The 25,069-nt window shown below is 74.7% G+C and carries 19 protein-coding genes; 9 read left to right on the forward strand and 10 right to left on the reverse strand.

Annotation, left to right across the window (positions count from 1 at the left end):
- Positions 1-217: 217 nt before the first annotated feature.
- Together ACZ7LE_RS22935 and groL are read left to right on the forward strand one after the other, a co-directional pair.
- The gene (locus ACZ7LE_RS22935; RefSeq protein WP_470405532.1) at positions 218-1,747 is read left to right on the forward strand and encodes a phytoene desaturase family protein; all 1,530 of its coding nucleotides are present in this window, start codon (positions 218-220) and stop codon (positions 1,745-1,747) included.
- Positions 1,748-1,951: 204 nt separating this feature from the next.
- Positions 1,952-3,580: a chaperonin GroEL gene (gene groL, locus ACZ7LE_RS22940; protein ID WP_377241831.1), complete on the forward strand. Its 1,629-nt coding sequence runs from the start codon at positions 1,952-1,954 to the stop codon at positions 3,578-3,580.
- A gap of 140 nt (positions 3,581-3,720) precedes the next feature.
- On the opposite strand, the gene ACZ7LE_RS22945 is transcribed toward groL, so the two are convergent.
- The 4 genes from ACZ7LE_RS22945 to ACZ7LE_RS22960 form a co-directional block, all read right to left on the reverse strand.
- On the reverse strand, positions 3,721-4,086 hold the full coding sequence (locus ACZ7LE_RS22945) for a WXG100 family type VII secretion target (protein ID WP_470405533.1): 366 nt from the start codon (positions 4,084-4,086) through the stop codon (positions 3,721-3,723).
- Between the two features lie 91 nt (positions 4,087-4,177).
- Positions 4,178-4,882, reverse strand: coding sequence for an HD domain-containing protein (locus tag ACZ7LE_RS22950; protein ID WP_470405534.1), 705 nt, complete (start codon positions 4,880-4,882; stop codon positions 4,178-4,180).
- Between the two features lie 157 nt (positions 4,883-5,039).
- Complete coding sequence (locus ACZ7LE_RS22955; RefSeq protein WP_470405535.1) at positions 5,040-6,596, reverse strand: sensor histidine kinase; 1,557 nt, start codon at positions 6,594-6,596, stop codon at positions 5,040-5,042.
- On the reverse strand, positions 6,589-7,314 hold the full coding sequence (locus ACZ7LE_RS22960) for a response regulator transcription factor (protein ID WP_182619482.1): 726 nt from the start codon (positions 7,312-7,314) through the stop codon (positions 6,589-6,591). Before ACZ7LE_RS22960 ends, ACZ7LE_RS22955 begins: the two co-directional genes overlap by 8 nt.
- A gap of 141 nt (positions 7,315-7,455) precedes the next feature.
- Between ACZ7LE_RS22960 and ACZ7LE_RS22965 the strand changes: the two genes are divergently transcribed.
- Positions 7,456-8,049, forward strand: a complete 594-nt coding sequence (locus ACZ7LE_RS22965) for an NYN domain-containing protein (RefSeq protein WP_470405536.1) — start codon at positions 7,456-7,458, stop codon at positions 8,047-8,049.
- A 44-nt stretch (positions 8,050-8,093) separates the two neighbouring features.
- On the opposite strand, the gene ACZ7LE_RS22970 is transcribed toward ACZ7LE_RS22965, so the two are convergent.
- The 4 genes from ACZ7LE_RS22970 to ACZ7LE_RS22985 all read right to left on the reverse strand — a co-directional run bounded on the left by ACZ7LE_RS22970 (position 8,094) and on the right by ACZ7LE_RS22985 (position 15,789).
- The gene (locus ACZ7LE_RS22970; protein WP_470405537.1) at positions 8,094-10,331 is read right to left on the reverse strand and encodes a TPM domain-containing protein; all 2,238 of its coding nucleotides are present in this window, start codon (positions 10,329-10,331) and stop codon (positions 8,094-8,096) included.
- Positions 10,332-10,456: 125 nt separating this feature from the next.
- Complete coding sequence (locus ACZ7LE_RS22975) at positions 10,457-12,154, reverse strand: DNA repair helicase XPB (protein ID WP_470405538.1); 1,698 nt, start codon at positions 12,152-12,154, stop codon at positions 10,457-10,459.
- Positions 12,155-12,185: 31 nt separating this feature from the next.
- Complete coding sequence (locus tag ACZ7LE_RS22980) at positions 12,186-14,810, reverse strand: helicase-associated domain-containing protein (protein ID WP_470405539.1); 2,625 nt, start codon at positions 14,808-14,810, stop codon at positions 12,186-12,188.
- 58 nt (positions 14,811-14,868) lie between these two features.
- On the reverse strand, positions 14,869-15,789 hold the full coding sequence (locus ACZ7LE_RS22985; RefSeq protein ID WP_470405540.1) for an NAD-dependent epimerase/dehydratase family protein: 921 nt from the start codon (positions 15,787-15,789) through the stop codon (positions 14,869-14,871).
- Between the two features lie 125 nt (positions 15,790-15,914).
- On the opposite strand from ACZ7LE_RS22985, the gene ACZ7LE_RS22990 reads away from it, so the two are divergent.
- From ACZ7LE_RS22990 to ACZ7LE_RS23005, 4 genes are all read left to right on the forward strand, one after another.
- Positions 15,915-16,658 carry a TetR/AcrR family transcriptional regulator gene (locus ACZ7LE_RS22990; protein WP_470405541.1) on the forward strand — a complete coding sequence of 248 codons (744 nt, stop codon included), beginning with the start codon at positions 15,915-15,917 and terminating at the stop codon, positions 16,656-16,658.
- A 193-nt stretch (positions 16,659-16,851) separates the two neighbouring features.
- Complete coding sequence (locus ACZ7LE_RS22995; RefSeq protein ID WP_285105431.1) at positions 16,852-17,226, forward strand: cold-shock protein; 375 nt, start codon at positions 16,852-16,854, stop codon at positions 17,224-17,226.
- 23 nt (positions 17,227-17,249) lie between these two features.
- Positions 17,250-18,089, forward strand: coding sequence for a DUF3027 domain-containing protein (locus ACZ7LE_RS23000; protein ID WP_470405542.1), 840 nt, complete (start codon positions 17,250-17,252; stop codon positions 18,087-18,089).
- A complete protein-coding gene (locus tag ACZ7LE_RS23005) occupies positions 18,086-21,367 on the forward strand; it encodes a sacsin N-terminal ATP-binding-like domain-containing protein (protein ID WP_470405543.1) in 3,282 nt (1,093 codons plus the stop codon). The genes ACZ7LE_RS23000 and ACZ7LE_RS23005 overlap by 4 nt, the downstream gene beginning before the upstream one ends.
- Before the next feature lie 41 nt (positions 21,368-21,408).
- On the opposite strand, the gene ACZ7LE_RS23010 is transcribed toward ACZ7LE_RS23005, so the two are convergent.
- Together ACZ7LE_RS23010 and ACZ7LE_RS23015 are read right to left on the reverse strand one after the other, a co-directional pair.
- Positions 21,409-21,645: a DUF2530 domain-containing protein gene (locus ACZ7LE_RS23010; RefSeq protein ID WP_470405544.1), complete on the reverse strand. Its 237-nt coding sequence runs from the start codon at positions 21,643-21,645 to the stop codon at positions 21,409-21,411.
- 77 nt (positions 21,646-21,722) lie between these two features.
- Entirely contained in the window at positions 21,723-22,274 is a 552-nt protein-coding gene (locus ACZ7LE_RS23015; protein ID WP_470405545.1) for an arsenate-mycothiol transferase ArsC, read from the reverse strand.
- A 372-nt stretch (positions 22,275-22,646) separates the two neighbouring features.
- Between ACZ7LE_RS23015 and ACZ7LE_RS23020 the strand changes: the two genes are divergently transcribed.
- Both ACZ7LE_RS23020 and ACZ7LE_RS23025 read left to right on the forward strand, forming a co-directional pair.
- Positions 22,647-24,368, forward strand: a complete 1,722-nt coding sequence (locus ACZ7LE_RS23020; protein ID WP_470405546.1) for a DUF4012 domain-containing protein — start codon at positions 22,647-22,649, stop codon at positions 24,366-24,368.
- Between the two features lie 125 nt (positions 24,369-24,493).
- The gene (locus ACZ7LE_RS23025; protein WP_470405547.1) at positions 24,494-25,054 is read left to right on the forward strand and encodes an LPXTG cell wall anchor domain-containing protein; all 561 of its coding nucleotides are present in this window, start codon (positions 24,494-24,496) and stop codon (positions 25,052-25,054) included.
- Positions 25,055-25,069: the final 15 nt, after the last annotated feature.

Raw genomic sequence — 25,069 nt, forward strand, 5'->3', positions numbered from 1 at the left:
CGATGGGACGACGGGTGGGAAAGGCCCACCCGTCGCCCGCCGCCCCCCGAGGATGCTGGGACCCAGACCCCGGCGTCCGCACTGGACGGTCGACGACGACCGGTATCGCACCCTGTCGGACGACGATGCCCGACGCCACCGAGCAGCCGCCCCGTACCGCGGCTGCTCGCCCTGGTTCCCGCCCGGCGCCCCCTGCCCGGCGAGCACCCGTGATTCGATGGGGGGCGTGACGCTCCTCGACGCGGTGGTGGTGGGCTCCGGGCCGAACGGCCTGGCGGCCGCGGTGACGCTCGCCCGCGCGGGCCTGGGCGTCCGGGTGCTGGAGGCGCAGCCGACGATCGGCGGCGGCGCGCGCACGCTCCCCGTTCCCGAGCTCGACGACGACCTGCTCTTCGACCTCTGCTCCGCCGTGCACCCCATGGCCTGGGCCTCGCCGTTCTTCCGGGCCTTCGACCTGCCGGCGCACGGCGTCGAGCTCCTCGCGCCCGAGGTCGCCTACGCCCAGCCGCTCGCCGCCGATCGCGCGGGCGTCGCGTGGCGCGACCTGGCCCGGACCGCCGGCGGCCTCGGGCCCGACGGCGACGCCTGGCGTGACCTGCTCGGCCCGCTCGCCGAGAGCTGGCGGCAGGTGACCGCGCTCGCGCTGGGGGACAAGCGGACCGTGCGCGGCATGCTGGAGGGCGTGCGCGACCACGGCGCGCACGCGTCGGAGACCTGGGGCCTGGCCTCCCTGGTCCGGCCGGGCCTGCGGTTCGGTGCGGCGCTCCTCGAGCAGGGCGGCCCGCGCTGGGAGCGGCGGTTCCTCACCGAGGAGGCGAAGGCCCTGCTCACCGGCGTCGCGGCGCACGCCATCACGCCGCTCCCGTCCTACGCTGGGGCGGGTACGGCGCTGCTCCTCGCCGCCCTCGCGCACGCCGACGGCGGCTGGGCCATCCCGGTGGGTGGTTCGCAGGCCATCACCGACGCCCTGGTCCGTGACCTCCGGGCGCACGGCGGCACCGTCGAGACCGGCCGCCCGGTCGACGACTGGACGGATCTTCCGCCCGCCCGAGCCGTGCTCTTCGACACCACGCCGACCACGGTGCTGCGGGTCCTGGGGGACCGGATCCGGGCGCCGCGCCGCGCGGCGCTGCGCAGGTTCCGGTACGGCAACGCTGCCGCCAAGGTCGACTTCGTCCTGTCGGGCCCGGTCCCCTGGGCGGCGTCCGACGTCGGGCGGGCGTCGACCGTGCACGTGGGCGGGACGCGCGCGGAGATGGTGATCGCGGAGGACGCCGTCGCGCACGGGGTGCATCCCGACCACCCGATGGTCCTGCTCAGCGACCCGGGCGTCGCCGATCCCGGCCGGGTGCGCGGCGCCACGCGGCCGCTGTGGAGCTACGCCCACGTGCCCGCCGGCTCGACGCACGACGTCACCGAGGCGGTCACACGGCAGATCGAGCGGTTCGCGCCCGGCTTCCGCGACGTCGTCGTCGGCGCGCGGTGCATCCCCGCCGACCAGATGCAGCGGCACAACCAGAACTACCCGGGCGGCGACATCTCCGCGGGCGCCGCGAGCATGTGGCAGATGATCGCGCGGCCCACCCTCGCCCCCGACCCGTACCAGGTCGCCGAGGGGGTGTACCTCTGCTCGGCGTCGACCCCGCCGGGCCCGGGCGTGCACGGCATGGGCGGGTGGCACGCCGCGCGCCGGGCGCTGGTGCGGGAGTTCGACGTCCGCCACGTACCGGGGCTGGCGCCGGGGTAGGCGCCCCGCGTTCGCCCGCGGTGTACGCGCCTTGCACTCTCAAGGTCCGAGTGCCAATAATGTCTTAGCACTCTCCGTTGGAGAGTGACAGCAGGGTCGAATGGTGAGGCCTCCTGCCGCGGCGAGACATGGTCGTCGAGGCGGTTGCCGTCCGTCGCGGGCACCGGCCGGCCTGGACAAGCCACCAGCGGAGGATTCATCCCCATGGCCAAGATCATCGCTTTCGACGAGGTTGCTCGTCGGAGCATGGAGCGCGGGCTCAACCAGCTCGCCGACACCGTGAAGGTCACGCTCGGCCCGAAGGGCCGCAACGTCGTTCTGGACAAGAAGTGGGGCGCCCCCACGATCACCAACGACGGTGTCTCCATCGCCAAGGAGATCGAGCTCGAGGACCCCTACGAGCGGATCGGCGCGGAGCTCGTCAAGGAGGTCGCCAAGAAGACGGACGACGTCGCGGGTGACGGCACCACCACCGCCACCGTGCTCGCCCAGGCGCTCGTGAAGGAGGGCCTGCGTGTCGTTGCCGCCGGTGCCAACCCGATCGCCGTCAAGCGCGGCATCGAGAAGGCCACCGAGGCCGTCACCGAGCAGCTGCTGAACGCCGCCAAGGAGATCGAGACCAAGGAAGAGATCGCCGCCACGGCCGCGATCTCGGCCGGTGACCCGGCGATCGGCGAGCTCATCGCCGAGGCCCTCGACAAGGTGGGCAAGGAAGGCGTCATCACCGTCGAGGAGTCGAACACCTTCGGCCTCGAGCTCGAGCTCACCGAGGGCATGCGCTTCGACAAGGGCTTCCTGGCCCGCTACTTCGAGACGGACCCCGAGCGCCAGGAGGCCGTGCTCGAGGACCCGTACGTCCTGATCGTCGAGTCGAAGATCTCGAACGTCAAGGACATGCTGCCGCTGCTCGACCAGGTCATGAAGTCGGGCAAGTCGCTCCTCATCATCGCCGAGGACGTCGAGGGCGAGGCCCTGGCGACCCTGGTGCTGAACAAGATCCGTGGCACCTTCAAGTCCGTCGCCGTCAAGGCCCCGGGCTTCGGTGACCGCCGCAAGGCCATGCTGCAGGACATCGCGATCCTGACCGGCGGCCAGGTCATCACCGAGACGGTGGGCCTCAAGCTGGAGAACGCCACGCTCGAGGAGCTGGGCCAGGCCCGCAAGGTCGTCGTCACCAAGGACGAGACCACGATCGTCGAGGGTGCCGGCGACGCCGACCTCATCGCCGGTCGCGTGAACCAGATCCGCAGCGAGATCGACAAGTCCGACTCGGACTACGACCGCGAGAAGCTGCAGGAGCGCCTCGCCAAGCTGGCCGGCGGCGTGGCCGTCATCAAGGCCGGCGCGGCCACCGAGGTGGAGCTCAAGGAGCGCAAGCACCGCATCGAGGACGCCGTCCGCAACGCGAAGGCTGCCGTCGAGGAGGGCATCGTCGCCGGTGGTGGCGTGGCCCTCATCCAGGCCGGTGCCGTCGCGTTCGCCAAGCTCGAGCTCGAGGGTGACGAGGCGACCGGCGCCTCGATCGTGCGTGCCGCGATCGACGCCCCGCTGAAGCAGATCGCCGTGAACGCCGGCCTCGAGGGCGGCGTCGTGGCGGAGAAGGTGCGCAACCTTCCCTCCGGCCAGGGCCTGAACGCCGCGACCGGTGAGTACGAGGACCTGCTCGCCGCGGGCGTCAACGACCCGGTCAAGGTGACCCGCTCGGCGCTGCAGAACGCCGCGTCGATCGCCGCGCTGTTCCTCACCACCGAGGCCGTCGTCGCCGACAAGCCGGAGCCCGTCGGGGCCCCCGCCGGCGACCCGACCGGTGGCATGGGCGGCATGGACTTCTGAGTCCGGCCTGACCCGCTCGGGCCTCGGCCCGCGCACCCGTCCGACGCCGGTCGGTCAACCTCTCACGCGGAGGGTGACCGGCCGGCGTCGGCCTTTCTCCTGACCAGGCCTCCGGCCGGGCGCCGGACGAGCCCGTGGCCTCAGGAGAACATGCGCGTCGCGGCCGCCTCCGCCTCCGCGTAGGTGCGAGCCGCGGCGGCCAGCGCGGCCTGGATCGCGTCCAGCGCGCCCTCGACCTGCGCCTGCGCACCCCGCCACTGCGCAACGGTCCCGCCGAACGCCGCAGCGGCCGGCCCCTGCCAGCTCGCCTGCAGCGCGTCGAGGTTGCGCATGAGCGCCCCCACCTCGGTGCGCACCGTGGCCACCGAGCCCGCCACCGCGGCGCTCGCCTGCTCCACCTGGTCGCTGTCGACCTCGAACCGCATGGTCATCACCTCCCGCACGCCGGCCCGTCCGGCGTCCTGCACCGACCGTAGGCGCGGGGCGGCCGACGGCGGGGCGGTCACGGGGCGGCCTGTGCACAGGCCTGTGGATGCCGGAGGTGTGGTCGCGCTCGGACCGGCCCGGGGCGGTCCGGAGGGTCGGTCGCGGGCGGCGTCAGGCCGAACCGAGCTTCGCCTGCTCCTTGCGCAGCCGGTGCAGCTCCATGTCGAGGTTCTGCCGCGCGGGCTCCTCCCATGCGGCGCCCATGGGGCTCAGGAAGAGCGACTTGCGGGCGAGCAGCCGCTCGATCACACGGATCCGGGCCCGGAGGTAGTCCTCGGCGGGGATGTGGGCGTACTCCGCGCGCACCGCGGACTTGTAGTCCTTGTACCGCTGCGGCTCGGCGGCGAGCATCGCGAGGTCGGCGTCGTTGAGCACCGCGGCGTCGAAGTCCGCGGGGTCGGGCGCGTGCCGCACGATGGCGTTGACCAGGGCGGCGACCCGGTCCGCCGCCCGCTCGGGTACCCCGAGCTCGGTCAGCTCCTTGTCCGCGAGGGCCGCGGAGGCCGTGGTCTGCTCGCCGCCCTGCGAGGCGTCGGCCACCTTGCGCTCGGCGTTGAACACCGCGCCGTGGTACCAGGCGGCGAGGCGCACCAGGTCCGGCTCGTGCGTCTCCTCGGCCAGCTCGTCCACGCGGTGCAGCACGGAGGCCAGGTGGCGCAGGTTGTGGAAGTGCCGGTTCTCGTCGGCCCACCGGTCGAGCAGCGACTGGCCGACCGCCTCGATCGCCTCGGTGTCCGCCGTGGCCCCCGCGCCCACCGCACTGCGGACGAAGGACTTGAGGAACCACTGCGGCGCGTCAGACGTCAGCACGCCCATGTGAACTCTGCCTAACGGTCGATGTCGGTCACTCCAACGACCAGCCTATTACCGAAACGGTCAGTGGCGGCTACCACCGTCACGGGATCGTGATCACGGTTCGGCACCGGACAGGCCAGACGTGCAGGCCATTCGGGTGACCTGCACGTCTGACACGTCAGAGGGGGAGGGTGAGCCGGACCGTGAGCCCGCCACCAGGGGTCTGCGCCACCTCGACGTGCCCGCCGTGCGTGCCCACGATCGCCGCGACGATTGCCATCCCCAGCCCCGAGCCGCCGCCCGACTCCCGCGTGCGGGACGAGTCCGCGCGGTAGAACCGCTCGAAGATCCGCCGGCCCTGCTCCTCGGTGAGGCCGGGACCGTGGTCGCGCACCTCCAGGACGGCGGTGGGGCCCGACGTCGCGGCGCCGGCGCTCGGGGCCGCCTTCTCGCCGTTCTGCGCGGCGCCGATCGCGCCCGGCGCGCCCGGCGCTCCCGGGAGCACCCCCAGCGCGATCTCGGCGGGCGTGCCCGACGGCGTGTGCCGCGCGACGTTGCCGATGAGGTTGGTCAGGACCTGCCGCAGGCGGTCGCCGTCACCCTCCACGACGAGCTTCTCGGGGACCTGCCCCGCCGGGTCGTCCGGACCGGCGTCCGGGGCGAGGGGCACCACGGTGACGTCGCGCGTCGGGTCCAGCGCGTGCAGGTCCTGGGCGGAGTCCCGCGCGAGGGCGACCAGGTCGACGTCCTCGCGGGCGACCGGGCGGCCCTCGTCGAGGCGTGCGAGCACCAGCAGGTCGTTGACGAGCGTGCCCATGCGGCGGGCGGCGTCCTCGATGCGGAACATCGTGTCGTCGACCTTGTCGGAGCTGTCCAGGGCGCCCATCCGGTACAGCTCGCCGTAGCCGCGGATCGTCGCGACGGGCGTGCGCAGCTCGTGCGAGGCGTCCGAGACGAACTGCCGCATGCGTACCTCGGAGGCCTCCTGGGCGGCGAAGGCGCGCTCGATCTGCGTCAGCATCGCGTTGAGCGACGCCGCCAGCGAGCCCATCTCCGTGCCGGCGGGGGCCTCGGGGACGCGCAGCGTCAGGTCGCCCGCCGCGATCTGCGCGGCCGTGTGCTCCACGGACCGCAGCGAGCGGAGCGACCGCTCCACGAGCAGCCACGCCGTGAGCCCACCGAGCAGCACGATGCCCAGGCCCGACATGATCAGGGTGCGGGTCAGGATCGAGACGGTCCGGTCCATGCCCACCAGGGGCAGGGCCACGTAGACGGTGGCGCGCTCGCCGCTCGGGTAGGTCGCGCCCAGCGTGATGACGCGCCAGCTCTCGGTGCCGGTGCCGGTCTCGGGACCGGAGCCGTCGCCACCGGTCGCCCCGGCGGCCGTGAACGGCTCGCCGCCGCTGGCGACGGCCTCGTCGTACGTCACCGTCGGCAGCTCGGGCGTGCCGAACCGCTGGATCGCGGAGTTCCCGAGCTGGGTCTGCTTGCCGCTCTCGTTCTCGATCAGCACGTAGTAGTCGCTCGGCAGGGCCTGGCCGGAGGTGGACTGGATGATGGCGATCGGGTCGAGCGCGGCCGTGTGCAGCTCATCGTCCACCTGCTGGACCAGGAAGGTCGACACCACCGTCGTCGTCGCGACGGCGGCGATCCCCAGCCCTGCCGCCAGCAGCAGCGAGATGATCGCGACGAGCCTGGCGCGCAGAGGGATACCGGCGAGGCGCTCCTTAAGCACGGACGGGCTGCGGGGCGCGCAGCAGGTACCCGACGCCCCGCTTGGTGTGGATCAGCGGCGGCAGGGTCTCGCCCTCGACCTCGAGCGTGTCGATCTTGCGCCGCAGGTAGGAGATGTAGGACTCGACGATGTTCGCGTCGCCGCCCCAGTCGTACTGCCACACGTGGTCCAGGATCTGCGCCTTGGACAGGACCCGGCCGGAGTTGAGCATGAGGTAGCGCAGCAGCTTGAACTCCGTGGGCGACAGGTCGACCTCGACGCCGGCCCGGCGCACCTCGTGCGAGTCCTCGTCCATCTCGAGGTCGCCCACGTGCAGCACGGCCTCCTCCTCGGGGGCCGGCACGCCCGTGCGGCGCAGCACCGCGCGGATCCGGGCCACGACCTCCTCCAGGCTGAACGGCTTGGTCACGTAGTCGTCGCCGCCCACGGTGAGGCCCTGCACCTTGTCCTGGGTGTCGTCCTTCGCGGTGAGGAAGACGACGGGGGTGTGCCGGCCGGTCGCCCGCATGCGGCGCGTGACCGTGAAGCCGTCCATGTCGGGGAGCATCACGTCGAGCACCACGAGGTCCGGCTCGACGTCGCGGACGAGCTGGAGGGCGCCGTTGCCGTCCGCCGCGGCATGGACCTCGAAGCCCGCGAAGCGCAGGGACGTGGACAGGAGCTCGCGGATGTTCGGTTCGTCGTCCACGACGACCAGACGCGCCTCAGGAGTAGCCATGTTTCCAGTGTGCGGCTGGTTCCTGAACACTGCCTGAGTTTCGCCCGGGAAATCCCCCGGGCTTTCGTGCCGTGGCGTCGTCACCCCCGTCGGACGGGCTTCGGCTCCGCGATTCGGCGCGCACGGCCTAGGCTGTGTCGCATGTCAGCACCGTCCCCGCAGGAGTCCGGGCAGTCGCCCCGGCGCACGTATCTCATCGTCGACGGTGAGAACATCGACGCCACGCTCGGCATGAACGTGCTGAACCGCCGTCCGGCACCCGAGGAGCGCCCCCGCTGGGACCGTATCTCCGCGTTCGCGGAGAAGGTCTGGTCGCAGGACGTCGTGCCGCTGTTCTTCCTCAACGCGACGTCCGGCCAGATGCCCATGCCGTTCGTGCAGGCGCTGCTCGCCATGGGCTACAAGCCCATCCCGCTGGCCGCGCAGGGCTCGGAGAAGGTCGTCGACGTCGGTATCCAGCGCACGCTCGACGCGCTGATGGACCGGCCGGGCGACGTGCTGCTCGCGAGCCACGACGGCGACTTCCTGCCGCAGATCGAGGCCCTGCTGGCCGACGACGACCGCCGCGTCGGCCTGCTGGGCTTCCGCGAGTTCGTCAACGCCCGGTTCACGGACCTGGAGCAGCGCGGCCTGGTCATGTACGACCTCGAGGCCGACGCGGACGCCTTCACCACCATGCTGCCGCGCGTCCGCATCATCCCGATCGAGGAGTTCGACCCGCTGCGCTACCTGTAGCGCCGCGATCCCCGGGGGCGGTCACCGCCCCCGGGGAGATGTCGTCAGCGTGCCGACGCCGGCCACCAGGCCCGGACCGTGCCCAGCTTGCGGTGCGCCGCCGGGCGTCCGCCGCCGAACCCGCCCCCGCCGAACCCGCCGCCGATGCGGGCCGTGCGGGCGCGCTTGCGGGAGCGCACCAGGTGCGGGTCGAGCAGGATGCCGCCGAGCATCATGCCGCCGCTGATCGGCCCGTTCGCGTCCTCCCCGCCGGCCTCGGGCTCGGTCTCGGCGGCTGCCGCGACGACGGCGTCCGCGTCCTGGCGGGCCAGGCGCGCCGCCTCCCGCACCAGCGCGCTCGCCTCCTGGGCCTCGTTCAGGGCCGCGGTGGGGTCGGTCGGGTGGAGCGCGCGGGCGACGTCGGCCAGCCGGACCGCCTCCGCGAGCCGGGTGCGCGCCGCGGCGCCGACGGCCCCGCGGCGGGTCGCGATGAAGTCGCCGGTCTGCCGCAGCTGCGCGTCGACGCGGCGCAGCGTGTCGCGCAGCAGCGCGGACGCCCGGGCCTTGACCTCGGTGTGGTCGCGGGTGGACGCCAGGGCGGCGTCGAGGGAGGCCTCCGCCGCGGCGATGCGCTGCAGGCCGGCGAGCGGGTCGCCGCCCTCGCGGGTCACCTCGACGTTCTTGAGCGAGGCTTGGGCCGCGGCGCGCGCGAGGGTGACGCGGAGGTCGCCCTCGATCGCCTTGGCGGCGGCCACGTCCTGGGTGAGCGACGCGATCGACTTGTCGAGCCGGCCGACCGCCTCCCGGAGGTGCAGCGCGGTGGCGTCGACGGCGTCGAGCAGCATGACGGCCTGCCCCAGGGCGTTCTGCGCGCCCCGCGCATGCGCCACGGCGACGACCTTCTGGCCGGCGGCCAGGGCCGAGTTCCCGGCGGCCACGGCCTCCTTGGCGTTGGCGATCAGCAGCTCCGCCTGCTCCGGGTTGCCCACCACGGTGGCCAGCGGGCCCGTGGGGTACCGCCGGGAGAGCTGCGTCAGCAGGCCGCGCGCGGTGGCGACGCGCTGGGAGACCTCGGCCTCGCGGGCGACGACGTCGGCGAGCAGCTCCGGGGCGCGCTGCTGCAGGCGGCGCAGGTCGTCGAAGGCGCGGGTGCGCGCGTCGAGCGTGTCGGCCGCGGCCTCGCAGAGCGCGATGATCCGGCCGAGGCGGGCACGGCGCACGGGGTCCTCCGCGGTGCCGGGCGCGGCGTCGTCGACCGTGCCGTCGCCGACCGTGCCGTCGGCCGGCTCGGGGTTCTCGGGCGCGGTGGCCCGGGCCTCCGTGTCCACGATCTGCCGCACCGCGAACGCCTCACGGACGTCCGCGGCGGCGCCCTCGAGGATCAGCTCGAAGTCCCGCGTCGCGTCGGCGCCGAGCTCGGAGCGGGCGAAGCCGAGCTCCTGCTCGCACGTCTTCAGGGCGTCGTCGATGCCGACCAGTGCCGCCGCGGCGCGCTCGTCGAGCTCGTCGAGCGCGAGGTCCGCGAAGGCTTCCGGCGCCGGTCCGCCGGCCACGGGGGTGCGGTCCCTGAGCTGGGTGACGAGCGGGCGGAGCCGGGGCACGGCGAACCGCCACAGCACGTAGCCGAGGGCGGCCAGCACGAGGATCGCCGCGACGGTGATGCCCACCACGAGCAGGGGGCTGGTGGTGCTCGCGATCCCCTTGCGGACCGCGTCGGCGGCGTCGGTGGCCGCGGGGGCCCATCGTTCGTCCTCGACGGCGGCCGCGACGGCGTCGTCGATCTGCCCGAGCTGGCCGTCCGTGAGCGGCACGTTGGTGTCCGCGGACAGGCCGAACTCGTGGTCGACGGTCGCGATCGCGAGGAGCAGGTCGTCGGTCCCGAGCCCGGACTGGTTCGCGCTCGCGTTGGCCCAGTCCACGGGGTCGGTGCCGTCGAAGCTCTCGATGAAGACGACGAACATGCGCAGGTCGGACTCCGCGGCGAGCCGCTCGACGGCGGCCAGCACGTCCTGGCGCTCGGTGTCGGTGAGCGCGCCCGCGCCGTCGGTCACGGGGTCCGTGAGGGTGATCGGCGGCGACGCGGGCAGGATGTCCGACATGAGCTCGGCCTGCGTTGCGGCCGACAGGCGCGGCGACACGGACGGCCGCGGTTCGGCCGGCCCGACGACTGTCGCACTGGCGGCCTGTGAGGTGGCCGCCAGGACGATGCCGACGAGGCCGGCGAAGGCCACGATGACCCAGCCCCCGGAAGCGCGGGTGCCGGGATCGTGCGGACGCTCGGCTCTTGCTCGGGACTCGATCACGTCCCTGATCGTCACCCCGGGTTCAGGACAGCGCAATCGGAGGCCGCAACGTTGCGTATGTGCAACGAATCCCCAGGTGAATGCCCAGCGTGAAGGGCATTTTCACGCCCTGAACAGGCCCGACGTCAGGGTGTCGTCGAACCGGCCGGCGACTCGTCCAGGTCCTCGGCGTCCACGATGCGGTACGCGTACCCCTGCTCGGCCAGGAACCGCTGCCGGTGGGCCGCGAAGTCCTGGTCGACGGTGTCCCGCGCGACCACGGCGTAGAAGTGCGCGGTGCGCCCGTCGGCCTTGGGCCGCATGATGCGCCCGAGGCGCTGCGCCTCCTCCTGCCGCGACCCGAACGACCCGGACACCTGGATGGCGACCGACGCCTCCGGGAGGTCCACCGAGTAGTTGGCGACCTTGCTCACCACGAGCCGGGAGATCTCGCCCTCGCGGAACGCCCCGAACAGCCGCTGCCGCTCCTTGTTGGTGGTCTGCCCGGTGATGATCGGCGCCCCGAGGTGCTCGGCCAGCTCCTCGAGCTGGTCGATGTACTGCCCGATGACCAGCACCTGGTCGTCGGGGTGGCGCGCCACGATCTGCTCCACCACCTTCTTCTTGCCCGACGCCGACGCGGCCAGCCGGTACTTGTCCTCCGTCTCGGCCGTCGCGTACGTCATCCGCTCGCTCTCCGGGAGCGTGAGGCGCACCTCCACGCAGTCGGCGGGCGCGATGTAGCCCTGGGACTCGATGTCCTTCCACGGCGCGTCGAACCGCTTGGGCCCGATGAGGCTGAACACCTCGTCCTCGCGGCCGTCCTCGCGCACCAGCGTGGCGGTCAGGCCGAGCCGGCGCCGTGCCTGCAGGTCCGCCGTCATCCGGAAGACGGGCGCGGGCAGCAGGTGCACCTCGTCGTACAGGACGAGGCCCCAGTCGCGGGCGTCGAGCAGCTCGAGGTGCGTGTAGACGCCCTTCCGCTTGGTGGTGAGCACCTGGTAGGTGGCGATGGTGACCGGCTTGATCTCCTTCTTGGTGCCGGAGTACTCGCCGATCTCGTCCTCGGTCAGCGTGGTGCGCCGCACGAGCTCGTCGCGCCACTGGCGTGCGCTGACGGTGTTCGTCACCAGGATCAGCGTCGTCGTGCCCGACTTGGCCATGGCGCCCGCGCCCACGATCGTCTTGCCCGCGCCGCAGGGGAGCACCACGACGCCGGAGCCGCCGTGCCAGAACCCGTCCACGGCCTGCGCCTGGTAGGGCCGCATCTCCCAGGGGGCCGCCTTCTCGTGCGGCGTGCGCGGGTGCGTGGTGGGGCTCAGCTCGATCGGGTGCTTCTCGCCGTCCACGTAGCCCGCGAGGTCCTCGGCCGGCCAGCCCAGCTTGACCAGGACCTGCTTGAGGTGGCCGCGCTCGGAGGGGTGCACCGTCACGGTGGACTCGTCGATCCGCGCGCCGACGAGGCCCGCGGTGCGCTTCGACTTGAGCACCTCGGCCAGCACCGCGCGGTCGGTGGTGCGCAGCACGAGGCCGTGCGCCGGGTCCTGCGCGAGCTGCAGACGCCCGTAGCGGGACATCGTCTCGGCCACGTCGACCAGCAGCGCGTGCGGCACCGGGTACCGGCTGAACTCGATGAGCGTGTTCACGACCTGCTCCGCGTCGTGGCCGGCCGCGCGCGCGTTCCACAGGCCCAGCGCCGTCAGGCGGTAGGTGTGGACGTGCTCGGGCGCGCGCTCCAGCTCGGCGAACGGCGCGATGGAGCGGCGCGCCTGCTCGGCGCTCGGGTGGTCGACCTCCAGCAGGAGCGTCTTGTCACTCTGCACGATCAACGGGCCGTCGGGCATGGGGTCTCCCTCAGTGTTGGTCTGGTGCGCCTCAGGGCGTGGATGACGTCGGCAGGACCGACGCGATGCGGTGGACGGCGATCGTCAGCTCGGCCTCGCGGTCCGGGTCGAGCGCGCGCAGCCTGCCGCCGTCGAGGTTCAGTGGTCTCAGCTCGCGGCGCTCCAGCCGGCCGGTGTGCCCGGCCACCTCGACGATCACGGTGGAGCCGTCGCGGAGCGCGTCGCGCAGCAGTGCCAACCCGTCAGCGGGGTGCTGTGTTCCCGCGTCGTCGTCCTCGGGCCCGGGACCGGGGTCCGAGGACGGCGGCCCGGCGGTCGCCGCGGCGGGGCGTGACCCGTTCGTCGGGCGCGGCGGCGCCTGCCCGGCAGCGCCGGAGGTCACCTCCTCCGCCGTGCCCGTGCCGGCCGGCCGGCCGGGGAGCACCCGGTACCCGCGCAGCGGGATGCCGCCGCCCGACGTCGTCACGGAGTGCGCCACCTCGGCGGCGTCCGCCCGCGCCCGCGCACCGGCCTGGGCCGCCGCCTCGACGGCGCGCAGCTCGGCGACCAGGGCCTCGGGGTCGGGCGCGCGGGTGGCGACGTCGGACCCGGAACCCATCCGGATCGCGGCCGCCGAGCGCGGCGCGGGCATCGCCCGGCCCGTGACGCCGCGGCGCGCGACGAGCACCCGGCCGTCCGGCCCCTCCAGGGCCGAGACCAGCCCGCGGCTGCGGAGCGCCTCGTGCAGGGCGGCCGCGGGGACCGATGCCGCGAGGACCGTCGGTGCGAGCCGCACCAGGCCGAGGCCGACGAGCGACGGGTCGTGCTCCAGCCCGGCGAGCACGGTCGGGTCGGCGGCCCGCAGGTACGCCGACGCCGAGCCGACGCGCACCGCGCCGTGCCGCCGGGCGGTGTCCCGGACCAGGTACTCCAGCGGCTGGGGGACGGGCACGGGGGACCGGTGCGCCAGCTCGTCGAGCAGACCGTCCGCCGTCTCGCCCTGGTCCAGCGCCCGCGTGACCGACGCCGGGCTGAACCGCACCGTCGTCGCCGCGCCGCGCGACTCGACGTCCGCCGCCCGTTCCAGGAGCCGCGCGAGCTCGCGCGACGGCCGCCCGGGGACGATCCCCGTGAGGTCGCCCTGCAGCAGGATCTCGTCCACCTCGTGCGGGAGCACCGCGCGCAGCGCGCCGGCGACGTCGGCCGGGCGGGCAGGGTCCGCCGGGAGGAGCGCCCGGCCCGGCGCCGACAGCGCGCCCGCGCCCGTCACACCCAGCCACTCCACCTCGGCCAGCAGGCCTTCGACCGCGCTCGTCGGCGGCACCGAGCGGGGCGTGTGCCAGGTCAGCACCTCGACGACCGCGGCCGCCGTGGGAGCCAGGACGGACTCGCCGTCCCGGCCCGCCGCGAGCACCCCGAGCACGCTGTCCCGCAGCCGCGGCACCCACGGCCGCTGCAGGTCCGGCGACAGCGGCGCCCGCAGCGCACCCTTGTCGTCGCGCGAGCCCACCAGCCACGGCGCGCGGCGGGAGGCCAGCCAGGCCTCGACCAGGCGGGCCCAGCGGGCGGCGTCGTCCAGGTCGTCCCAGTCCGTCACCGTCGGTACGTACGACGGCGGCGCCTCGCCGTCGTCCCGGACCAGGCCGGCCAACGCGGCGACCTCCACCACGAACGCCGCGGCGGGCTCGTCGGTCTCGAGCTGCGTCGCGAGCCGCCGCAGGTCGCGGACGCCCAGCCCGCCGGCGCGCAGGACCGACGGCGGGTTCTCGTCCCAGGACCCGCGCAGCACGCGCACGCGCCGGACCAGCTCGAGCGCGGCGCTCGCGGCCTCCGCGTCGGCGGTGGCCCGCGGCACGGGGCGACCCTGCGGCTCGGGGGCCCGGGTGCGGGGTGCGCGGTGGGTGCGCCCGCCGCGCAGGGCCAGCCCGACCAGCCGCGGCAGGACCACGTGCCGGGCGTCCGAACGGACCAGGAGGTGCGCGGTGACCAGCCAGTTCACCGCATCGCGGGGGCGGGTCCCCGCGGCCGGGACGACGCCGACCGGCGGCCCCCACGCGAGGGCGTCCAGGATCGCCCGCGCCCCGCCGGGCGCCTCGGCGAGGAGGGCGTCGAGCGCGGCGTCCGTCCCGGGCGCGCCGGTCGCGGGGCCGAGGGCCCGCGAGACCGCCTCGGCCAGCCCGTCCGGGACCGGGTCGATGTGCGGGCCCAGGCCCGCGGGGTTGGGCCCCAGCAGCTCGTCGAGCCCCGGCGAGGTGCGCAGGTCCGGGGTCGACGCCGGTCCGGTGCCCTGGCCGGCGTCCCAGAGGAGGGCGTGCTCCACGGCCAGGTGGACGGCCGCCTCCACCGCGGCCCGGTCGTCCGCCGCACCGCCGAGCGCGCGGGTGACGACCTCGGGGCCGAGGGCGGCGGGACCGGGCGGGGCGCGGAAGACCGGCTCCAGGGCGAGCACCGCCTCCAGGACCTGCAGGGTCAGGGCGTCGGCGCGGGCGAGCGCGCGTTCGAGCGACGTGCGGCTCGACGCGCGGGCGGCCAGCGACCGGAGCGTCGAGGGGGAGGGGGAGGCGAGGTCAGGACGGGCGCGCAGGAGCGCGGCGAGCGCGGTGTCCGAGCGCTGCCGGAGGTCGTCGGCGAAGTGCCGCGTGGCCGAGGCCGGCGCTGCGGGGAGCGAGGAGGCCATCCTGACGATGCTACGCGGGTTTCCTGGCTCCCCGTCCGGCCGGTTCGCGCCCGGCCCGTCAGACCTGCGCGGTGCGGCGGCAGACCTCCTCCCACGGGGTGGGGGTGATGCCGAAGCGGTCGCGGGCCGCGGCGTCGTCCAGCACGTACGGCCGTTCCCACTGGTAGATGATCTCCCGCATCTCGCGCATGAAGGGGACGACGAGGGCTGCGGCGGCGAGCCCGGCGCCGCGCAGGGACGAGATCCGCACCGGCGGCCTGCCGACGCTCGCGAGCACGTCGGTCAGGGCCTGCGCCTGCGTCACCGGGGCGTTGCTAGGCACGTGCCAGACGCGGCCGTGGGCGCCCGGGTCCTCCGCGGCGGCGACCAGCGTGCGGGCGGCGTCCGCGACGTCGGTGAAGGTGTGGGGCTGGTCGGTGCGGCCCATCATCAGGGCGCGCTTGCCCTGCAGCGCGCTCGGCACCAGGCGTGAGATGTGCCCGTTGCCGCCCACGCCGCGGCCCATGTAGTCGGAGCCGCGGATCTCCACGGCCCGGATGCGCCCGGTCTCGTGCGCCGCCTTCGCGTCCGCCCACATCCGGGCGCGGAGCCGGCCCTTGTGGTCGGTCGCGGCGTCGGGCAGGTCCTCCGAGATCGGGACGTCGACGGGGCCGTACGGGTAGAGGGTGCCGGTGATGCCGTAGACGGCTCCGGAGTGCTCCGCGGCGGTCAGCAGGGACGAGGCGAGCGGGGGCCAGACGCGCTCCCACTGGGTGTAGTCGGCCGGGTTGGCGCAGTTGTAGAGGAAGTCGGCCCCCTCGGCGGCGCGGGACAGGGCGTCGGCGTCGGAGGCGTCGAGGGCGAGGTGCTCCACGCCGTCGATCCCGGTGGTGCGGCCCGAGCGGCTCACGACCGCGACGCGGGACCCGCGCTCGGCGAGCAGGGCGGCGACGTGCCGGCCGATCGGACCGGCGCCGACGATGAGGTGGGTGTCAGACATGACCAATGCTCCATTCCGAGAGCGGTGCTCTCTGTTGTGTCGTAAGCGTGGCACGGGCGGGTGCGCTTTGGCAAGAGCGGTGCTCTCGGTTGTGTGCAGTGATCCGTCGTGCGAACCTGAGCGACATGAGTCCCGCCCGTACCGCCCGCGCCCTTGCCCGCGAGACGATCACCCGCGAGATCCTCGACTCCGCCCGCGCGCGGCTGTCCACGGACGGCGCGGCGGCGCTGTCCCTGCGCGCCGTCGCGCGGGACGTCGAGATGGTGTCCTCGGCCGTGTACCGCTACTTCCCGAGCCGGGACGCCCTGCTCACGGCCCTGCTCATCGAGTCGTACGACGAGCTCGGCGAGGCCGCGGAGGCCGCCGACGCCGCGGTCGCCGACCGCGCCGACACCGGGGCCCGCTGGCTGGCCACGTTCCGCGCCGTGCGGGCCTGGTGCGTGGCGCACCCGGGCGAGTTCGGCCTGCTGTACGGCACGCCCGTACCCGGCTACGCCGCGCCGCGCGACACCGTCGTGCCCGCCGTCCGCGTGGTCCGCGTGCTCGCCCGCATCGTCGGGGACGCCTACGCGGCGGGCGCGCGCCCCACGGCGGTGCCGGCGTCGGTGGCCGCCGCCACGGCGGGCGCCCCGGTGACCGTCGGGCCGGGCCTGGCGTTCATCGCGGACCAGGGCCTCTGGGCGGGCACCGACCTCACGGACGACGACGTGCCGGAGGCCGTCCGCCGCACGATCATCGCCTGGACCACGCTGTTCGGCCTGATCTCGTTCGAGCTGTTCGGGCACCAGGTCGGCTCGGTCGCCGACCCGGTGACCTGGCTCGACGAGGTGGCGCTCCGGCTCGGCGCCGACCTGGGCATCGGCGTCTGAACCCAGCATCCGGGCGGCCCGCACCCGGCACCGGCGCACCGCGCGGGCGAAGAGTGGTCAATGCATGCGACGCGGTAGGCATCCGCCCGGTAACCTTGTGCAACGGGTCCGGAGAGAGCGCGTCAGTCGCAGCACCCCGGGCCGTCATGAGCAGTTTCACGAGCAGTACCGACAAGCACAGAAGAAGGTCGCAGTGCCCACCGGCAAGGTCAAGTGGTTCGACACCGACAAAGGCTTCGGTTTCATCGCCAACGAGGACGGCGGCGAGGTGTTCCTGCACGCCTCCGCCCTCCCCGAGGGCGTCGTGCCCAAGCCCGGCGCGCGCGTGGACTTCGGGGTGGCCGACGGCCGTCGCGGTCCCCAGGCGCTCGCGGTCAAGGTGCTGGACGCCGCGCCGTCGGTCGCCAAGGCGAAGCGGAAGCCCGCCGACGACATGGCTGTCATCGTCGGCGACCTGACGCAGATGCTCGACCGGGTGGCAAATGACCTGCGCAAGGGGCGTTATCCGAAGAACCCGGAGACGCTAGCCAAGATGCTGCGCAAGGTCGCAGACGACTTCGACGCCTGAAACCCCACGAGGTCCCGAGGAACATGGTGACGATCACCGCGCCCGCTACCCGAACGCCTACCCGGCGGGTCGCCGCACGCTCCAGCCGCGACGCCGTGCTGAACGGCGCCGCGGATCTCGCGCGCGCCGCCGCACAGGAGGTCGCCGAGCGGCCGGAGGACGTCGGGGAGCACCTCGGCACGCTCTTCGAGGACGAGCGGGTGGTCTCGCACCGCTTCGCGGCGACCATGCGCGGGTACCGCGGCTGGCACTGGACGGTCACCGTGACGCGCGTGCCGCGCGGCCGGACCGCCACGATCAGCGAGGTCGAGCTGCTGCCCGGCGACGAGGCGATCCTCGCCCCGGCCTGGCTCCCGTGGTCCGAGCGGCTGCGCCCGGGCGACGTCGGCCCGGGCGACGTGCTGCCGTTCCGCGCCGACGACCCGCGGCTGGAGCCCGGGTACACCGCCACCGGCGACCCCGAGGTCGACGAGGTGGCCATCGACGAGCTCGCGCTCGCCCGCGCCCGCGTGCTGTCCCCGCAGGGCCGCGACGAGGCGGCGGAGCGTTGGTACCGCGGCTCGCGCGGGCCGACGTCCGCGGGGTCCGTCGCGGCTGCCGCCGAGTGCATGGCCTGTGCGTTCCTCATCCCGCTCTCCGGTCCGATGGGCCAGCTCTTCGGGGTGTGCGCCAACGAGTGGTCGCCCGACGACGGCAAGGTCGTCTCCCTCGACCACGGCTGCGGTGCCCACTCCGAGACCGACGTCGAGGCGCACCCGACCGACTGGCCGGCGCCCGCCCCCCTGATCGACGAGAACGAGGTCGAGCCGGTCGCGGCGGCCGGCGACACGCCGGCGGGCGACGGGGGCGAACCCTCCGCGTGACCCACGACCCCTTCGGCACCGGAGCGCTGCGGCGCGTGGTGACCGAGGCGTGGCTGGCGTCGCCGACGCGCTTTCGCGAGGACGCGAACTCCGAGGAGGACCACGCGCGCGGCTACTACCGCGACCGGGTGGTGGTGGAGCTCGCGCAGAACGCGGCCGACGCCGCCGCGCGCGCCGGCGTGCCCGGCCGGCTGATGCTGACCCTGGAGCCGCGCGGCTACGCCGGCGACGACGCGGACGGCACCACGGCGGGCTGGTGGCTGGTGGCCGCCAACACGGGCGCGGCGCTCGACGCCGACGGCGTCGCCTCGCTGGCCTCCCTCCGGGCGTCCGCCAAGTCGGGCGGCCCGGCCGGGCCCGACGGTGTCGTGGGGCGGTTCGGGGTCGGGTTCGCCGCGGTCCGGTCGGTGTCGGACGAGATCCTGGTGCGCTCCCGCGAGGGCGGCGTGCGCTTCTCGCTCGCGGCCACCCGCGCGGAGCTCGGGCTGGGGCCTGAGCCTAGTGGGGACGAGATCGGTCCTCTGCACCGAGACCGGTCCGACGATGGACCGGTCTCAGGGCGACCGACCGATCTCGCATCCTCAGGCGGGGGAGAGGCCGAGGGGTGGCTGGCCGGCGAGGCGCGGCGGCGCGGTGGGGCGCTGCCCGTGCTGCGGCTTCCCTTTCCTGCGCCCGGGACCACGGCGGAGGAGCCGGACACCGTGGTCGAGGTGCGGCTGCGGGACGACGCCGCGGTGGCCGCCGTCCGCGCCCAGCTCGCCGCCGTCGACGACGGTCTGCTGCTCGCGCTGCCCGCCCTCGACGAGCTGGTGATCGAGGACGACTACGCAGGTCAGCCGGGTTCTGACCCCGGTGGCACGGTGCCCCGTGCGACGCCGCGCGTGCTGCGCGACGTCGGGACGCGCTGGCGCGTGCACCGGTCGTCCGGGGTGCTGGAGCCGGACGACTCGCTGCCGTCCGAGGCGCGCCGCACGGACTGGTCGGTGCTCTGGGCCCTGCCCAGCCCGTCCGTCCCGGGCGGCGGCACTTCGGCCGGGCCGACGCTGCACGCCCCGACCCCCACGGATGTCCGGCTCACCTTCCCCGCGCTCCTGATCGCCTCGTTCCCGGTCGACCCGGGACGGCGCGGCGTGCTACCGGGCCTGACGTCCGACCGGGTCGCCGCCGAGGCGGGCCGCGCGTACGCCGCGTTCCTGGCCGAGCTCGCCGCCTCCGGGGGCGACGTGCTCGGCCTGGTGCCGACGGGGCTGCCGGCGGGCGACGTCGACGCCGCGATCCGCGCGGCCGCCGGCGACGCCCTGGGCACTGCCGCGCTGCTGCCGAGCACGCCCGGGCCGCTGGTGACGCCCCGGGACGCCGCCTTCGTCGCGGGGCCGCTCGGCGAGGATCCGGCGCTCGCCCGCGCGCTCGCGCCGGGGGCCGTCAGGACCCTGGTCACGGTTCCCGTGCGGCACCAGGCCCTCCTGCGGTCCCTCGGGACGGACCCCGTCGACCTCGTCGACCTGGTCGAGGCCCTGCCGCCGGATCCCGGCGCCGTGCACGCGGCCCTCGACGCCCTCGCGCCGCACGTCGGCGAGCCCGCGGTCCTGGAGGCCGTGGCCGGAGTCCCGCTGCCGCTCGCGGACGGCCGCGTGACCCGCGGCGCGCGGGGGACCGTGCTGCTCGACACCCCGCGACTCGCCGGGATCGCCCGCGCGCTGGGCGTCCGGGTGGTCCACCCGGACGCCGCGCACCCGGTGCTGGAGCGGGCCGGCGCCGTACCCACCACGCCGCGCGGGCTGCTCGCGGACGCCGGGGTCCGGTCGGCGGCGCTGGCCGCCGCGGAGGAGGTGCTGGAGGACGGCGACGCCGAACACCTCGGCGCCGTCCTGTCGGCCGGGCCGCGGTCTCCGGCCGCCTCCGCCGCCGCACCCGAGGAGCCGTGGGCACCCGAGGACCCGACACCCGCCGAGACCGTGCGTGCGGTGCTCGGCCTGGTGCGCCTCGCCGTCACCGAGTCCGCGGAGGACCTCCCGTTCTGGCTGGGCGAGCTGCCCGTGGTGGCGGACGGCGCCGTCGTCCCGCTGCGCGAGGCGGCGCTGCCGGGCACCTGGGCGGCGCGGAACCTGGACCTCGCGCCCGTGCGGGCGGACGTCGTCGAGCGCTGGGGCGAGGGTGCCCTCAGGGCCGCCGGGGCGCACGCCGACCTGGGCGTCTACCGCGTGGCCGACGTCGTGACGCCCGACGGGGACGACGACGGCGACTACGGTCCCGACGACCCGGCCGGCTGGCTCGCGGACTGGGACGAGTACCTCGACCTGCTCGCCGGGGAGCTCGGCGCGGGGGCGTGGGTCGGTGACGTCGCGGCCGTCCCGGACCTCGACGCGCTGGGGGCCGTCGCGGGCGTGGAGCCTGAGCCCGGGCACGGCCCGCTCGCCGCTGGGCTCGCCCGGATCGCCGCCGACCCGGAGCTGCGGCGCGCGCTGCTGACGCCCGTCCGGTCGCCCGACGCCCCGGACCGCGAGGCGCCGTCGTACACGGCCTGGTTCCTGCGCCGCCGGCTCGGTGCGCCGTTCGCGCTCGGGGACGCCCCGCTCCTGCCGCCCGCGCCGCCGGAGACCGCCGGCCTGGACGCGGACCTCCTGACGGCGCTCGGGGGCCTGCACAACCTTGCTGACCTGCCCGGACGCGACTGGTCCGCGGTCCTGGAGCGACTGCCGGACGCGTCGGCCGGGTCGTCCGGCCGGTTGCCCGCCGACGTCGCGCGCGCCGTCTGGACCGGGCTGGCCGCGCTCGCCCGGGCCGACGGCCCCGGGATCGCGCCGTCCCGGCTGCCCGCGTTCGGCCCAGCCGGGATCACGGTGGAGAGCACGGACGACCTCGCCGTCGCGGCCTCGCCGCGGTGGGCCCAGCTCGGCCCGGTGGTCCCCGCGCCCGCCGACGTCGCCGAGGCCCTCGCCGACCTGCTCGACCTTCCGCTGGAGGCCGGTACCGAACTGGCCCCGGACGAACCCGGGGAACCGGTCGGGCTCGACCCGCGGGTCCGGGCGGTCGTGCCGGAAGCGCCCGAGACCTGGCGGCGCCACACGACACTGACGGTGGAGGGCAGGCGGGTCGCCTGGTGGGTGTCCGCCGGTGCGCCGGGCGAGGGGCCCGACGCCGTCGCGCACGCCGTCTCGGTCGAGGGCCTCGCGCGGGCGCTGGCCGAGATCGGCGGGGCGGATCCGCTGCTGCTGGAGGCGGCCCTGCGGGACCCGGACCGTGCGGAGGCGCTGAGCGCGGAGCAGGCCTGGGGCTGAGGGTCAGCGCGCCGTCGGGGCCGGGTCGCGCCCCGGAGGCGTCACCGGTGGCGGCGCGCCCAGAGCAGGCCGAGCCCGCCGAGCACGACGCCCGTGCCGCAGATCGCGACGTTCTCGACGCCGCCACGACCGGTGAGGAGCAGGACCAGCGTGACGACCAGCCCGATCACGAACAGCCCGATGCCCGCGCCGAGGACTCGGTAGAGATCGGCGTGCGGGGCCGGCGGGCTGGGCCGACGCTCCTCGGGATGGGCCAGCAGGGAGCGGATCGTTGGCACCTTGCCAGTGTACGGACGAGGGCTCGCCGAGCCCGCTGCGGGCGGTCGTGGCCGGGGTGAATTCCGTCGCACGCTGATCACCCCCGCAGCGCGGCCAGGACCGGCGTGAGCGCGTCGATGATCTGCTCGTAGGAGCGCCGGTAGGTGGTGGCGGAGCGTCCGTACGGGTCGAGCACGCCGTCGTCGCGCTGCCGCCCGGCGTGCCGGGGCCGCTCCTGGAGGGCGGCGGGAACGAGCGCGGCGAGCCGCGCGGCGTCGTCCGGCCCGCGGACGGCGCCCGGCCGCAGGGAGCTCGACAGCCGGCCCAGCTCCCGGACGGTGAGCGTGCGGCGGACGGCGGCCGGTACGTGCTCGACCACCAGCGTGCGGTGCTCCGGCGTCAGGGCCAGGACCAGGTCGGCCTGCTCCACGAGCGCCGGGACGAGCTGCCGGGCGGCGAAGCCGGCGGGCGGGAAGCCGTCGGCGGTGAGCAGCTCCGCCATCGGCTCCGACACGGTCCCGCCCACCAGGGCGTGCGTCCCGGCGCTGCCGACCGCGACGGACCCGTCGAGGACGCCGCGCAGGAGCAGCTCGACGGCGGGCGAGCGGCAGATGTTGCCCGTACAGACGGCGAGCACGGTGAACGGCATGGTGGGCGCCTTCCTCCCGGTCTTTCCGGGACGTCACGGGAAATGAAACCCCGTATTGCTTCGTGAGTTTGCACGGACTTCCATCCGGAATCATTTAATGAATGCGCACGGAACATCGACCGGGAAAACTCCGTGAATATGCACGGAGGTCAATTCGCCGCGCCCATTTCTCATCTCGTGGGTAATCTAGCGCGCACTGCGCCGAAGAGGCCATCAGGAGGCTTGGTGACACATCCGGGATGGGGCGAGAAATGGGCGGGCCCCGGTGATACCACGGTGCTGCCGGTCGCGAGGCCCGGTTCGGCACCCGCTCCGCGGCGCAGGCCCCACCCGTCCGGGCCGGCGTTCTGGACGCGCGGCAGGCGGCGCACCTTGCGCCTGGTCCTGCTGGGTCTTGCTGCGCTTCTCCTTGCCCTCGCGCTCCTCCTCGCCTGGGTCGCCCTCGACGCCGCCCGGGCGCGGGGCGCGCTCGACCGGGCGGCGCAGGACGTCGCGGTGCTCCAGGCCGACGCCGTCGCCGGCCGGACCGACCGGTTCGCTCCGAGAGTGTCCGACCTGCAGGAACATGCCGCGGTGGCACGGGAGGCGACTAGTGGCGCCCACTGGTCGCTCGCGGCCCGGCTGCCCGGTGCCGGGCCGTCGGTGCGCGCGGTGTCGACCATGGCGGCCGTGGTCGACCTGCTGGCGCGGGGGCCGCTGCCGCGGCTCGCCGAGGTGGTCGAGGTCGTCGACCCGGCGGCTCTTGCGCCGCGGGACGGGCGCGTCGATCTCGGGCCGCTGCGGGAGGTGGCGCCGGACGTACGGCGGGCCGACGACGCGGTCGGCGACGCTCTTGCGAGCGTCGAGGCCATCGGCGGTGCTCCGCTGCTGCCGCAGGTCGCGGACGCGGCCGCGGGGCTGGAGACACAGCTCTCCGACCTGCGCAGGTCCACCGCCACGGCATCGCGGGCGGCGCAGCTCCTGCCACCCATGCTGGGCGCGGACGGGCCCCGCGACTACCTGGTGCTGGTGCAGAACAACGCGGAGCCGCGGGCGCTGGGCGGGATCGTCGGGTCGGTGCTGGTGCTGCGCGCCGACGAGGGCCGGATCGAACTCGTCGACCAGCGGCCCGGTGCGCAGGTGGGCTCGTTCGACGAGTCGGTGGTCGAGCTCACCGGCGACGAGCGGAGTGTCCTGGGCGGCAACGACCTGGGCCGGTGGATGCAGAACGTCACCGCCACCCCGGACTTCCCGCGGTCGGCCGAGATCGCGCGTGAGATGTGGCGGCGCGAGACCGGGCAGACCGTGGACGGCGTGCTCGCCACGGACCCGGTGGCCCTGGCCGCGCTGCTGGACGACGTCGACACCGGGCCGGGCGGCGTCCTGCGCGGTGACGAGCTGGTGTCCTACCTGCTCAACGGGGTGTACCGGAGCCAGACGCCCCGAGAGCAGGACGAGATCTTCGCCGCCGTCGCGGAGCGGGCGTTCGCGACGCTGTCCGCCGGCGACGTCGAGCCCGTCCGGATGGTCGACGCGCTCGCGGGAGCCGCCCGCGAGGGGCGGCTCGCGGTGTGGTCGAGCGAGCCCGCCGAGGCGGACCTGCTGGAGGGCACGGTGCTCGACGGTGCCCTGCGCGGGGTCAACGGCGACCGCCCGGTTGTCGGCGTGTTCACACAGGGAATTCAGATGGCGAAGATCGCGTACTACGTCGACACCGCGGTGGACGTCACGGAGCGCGAGGAGCGCCCGGACGGGTCGCGCGAGCTGGCCGTGACCGTCACCTACACCTCACGCGTCGATGCTGGTGAGGTGGCAGATCTGCCCGAGTACGTCACCGGCGTGGGGGAGTCGCGTCCAGGGGAGGTCCGGCTGCGTGCCCTCGTCTACGCGCCGGCCGGCGGTCGGATCGTCGGGGCGGCCAACAAGTCCGGAGATGTCGGCTTATCACCCCAAAAACATGATCAGCTCTGGTTGGCGTTCCGGGATTTCTCGCTGAGTGCGGGAGAGACATCTTCTATCACCTATGTAATCATCACCGGGAAGCAGCAGGATGGGGGTGTCATTCTGCGCACAACTCCGGGTCCGAGACCCGTGAGAGCGCTCGCCGACAAATGACGCTCCCGACGAGAGAACTGACGGACCGCACGTCCCGCGGCCGGTTTTACGGGCCGCGAATCCCGGTGCACGGACACCGATATCCAGACGTCCAGCAACATCGTCACGACATCAAGGACTGAGCAATGCTTCGACACCTCATCAGCGCTCTGACCGTCACGGCAGCCGCCGTGCTTGCCCCGGCGACCGCCATGGCCACCTCGGTGGCGGCGGACGAGTACGGCCCCGGCGAGTTCCCGTGCGTCATCACCTTCGAGAGCCAGACGGTCACGGTGGGCGAACCCTTCGGGTTCACGGTCTCCTGCCCGGAGCTCGGAGGAGTGACCGTCACGGTCCAGATCGCCTTCGCCGGCGAGGCGGCCGCGGCCGGCGATTCCGCCTCGGCAGTCGAGGTGGCCGGCGCCGACGCGGAGGAGCTCACCCTCGACGACGACGGCGCGGTGTCTGACACCGCCACCGTCTCGGCTGCGGGCGACTACACCGTCCAGGTCCTCGACGCGGACGGCGAGCCGCTCTCGGAGGTGTACACGATCACCGCCACCGCGGCCACGGACGGCGCGGGCGGCGGGGGCGGCCTGGCCGCGACCGGGTCCACCAGCCTCCCGTACCTCGCCGCGGCCGGTGCGCTGCTGCTCCTCGGCGTGGGTGCGCTCGTGACCGTCCGCGCCCGTTCCCGGCGCGGCTGACCAGACCCAGGCCGT

It is taken from the genome of Promicromonospora sp. NPDC110617 (genome assembly GCF_055598465.1).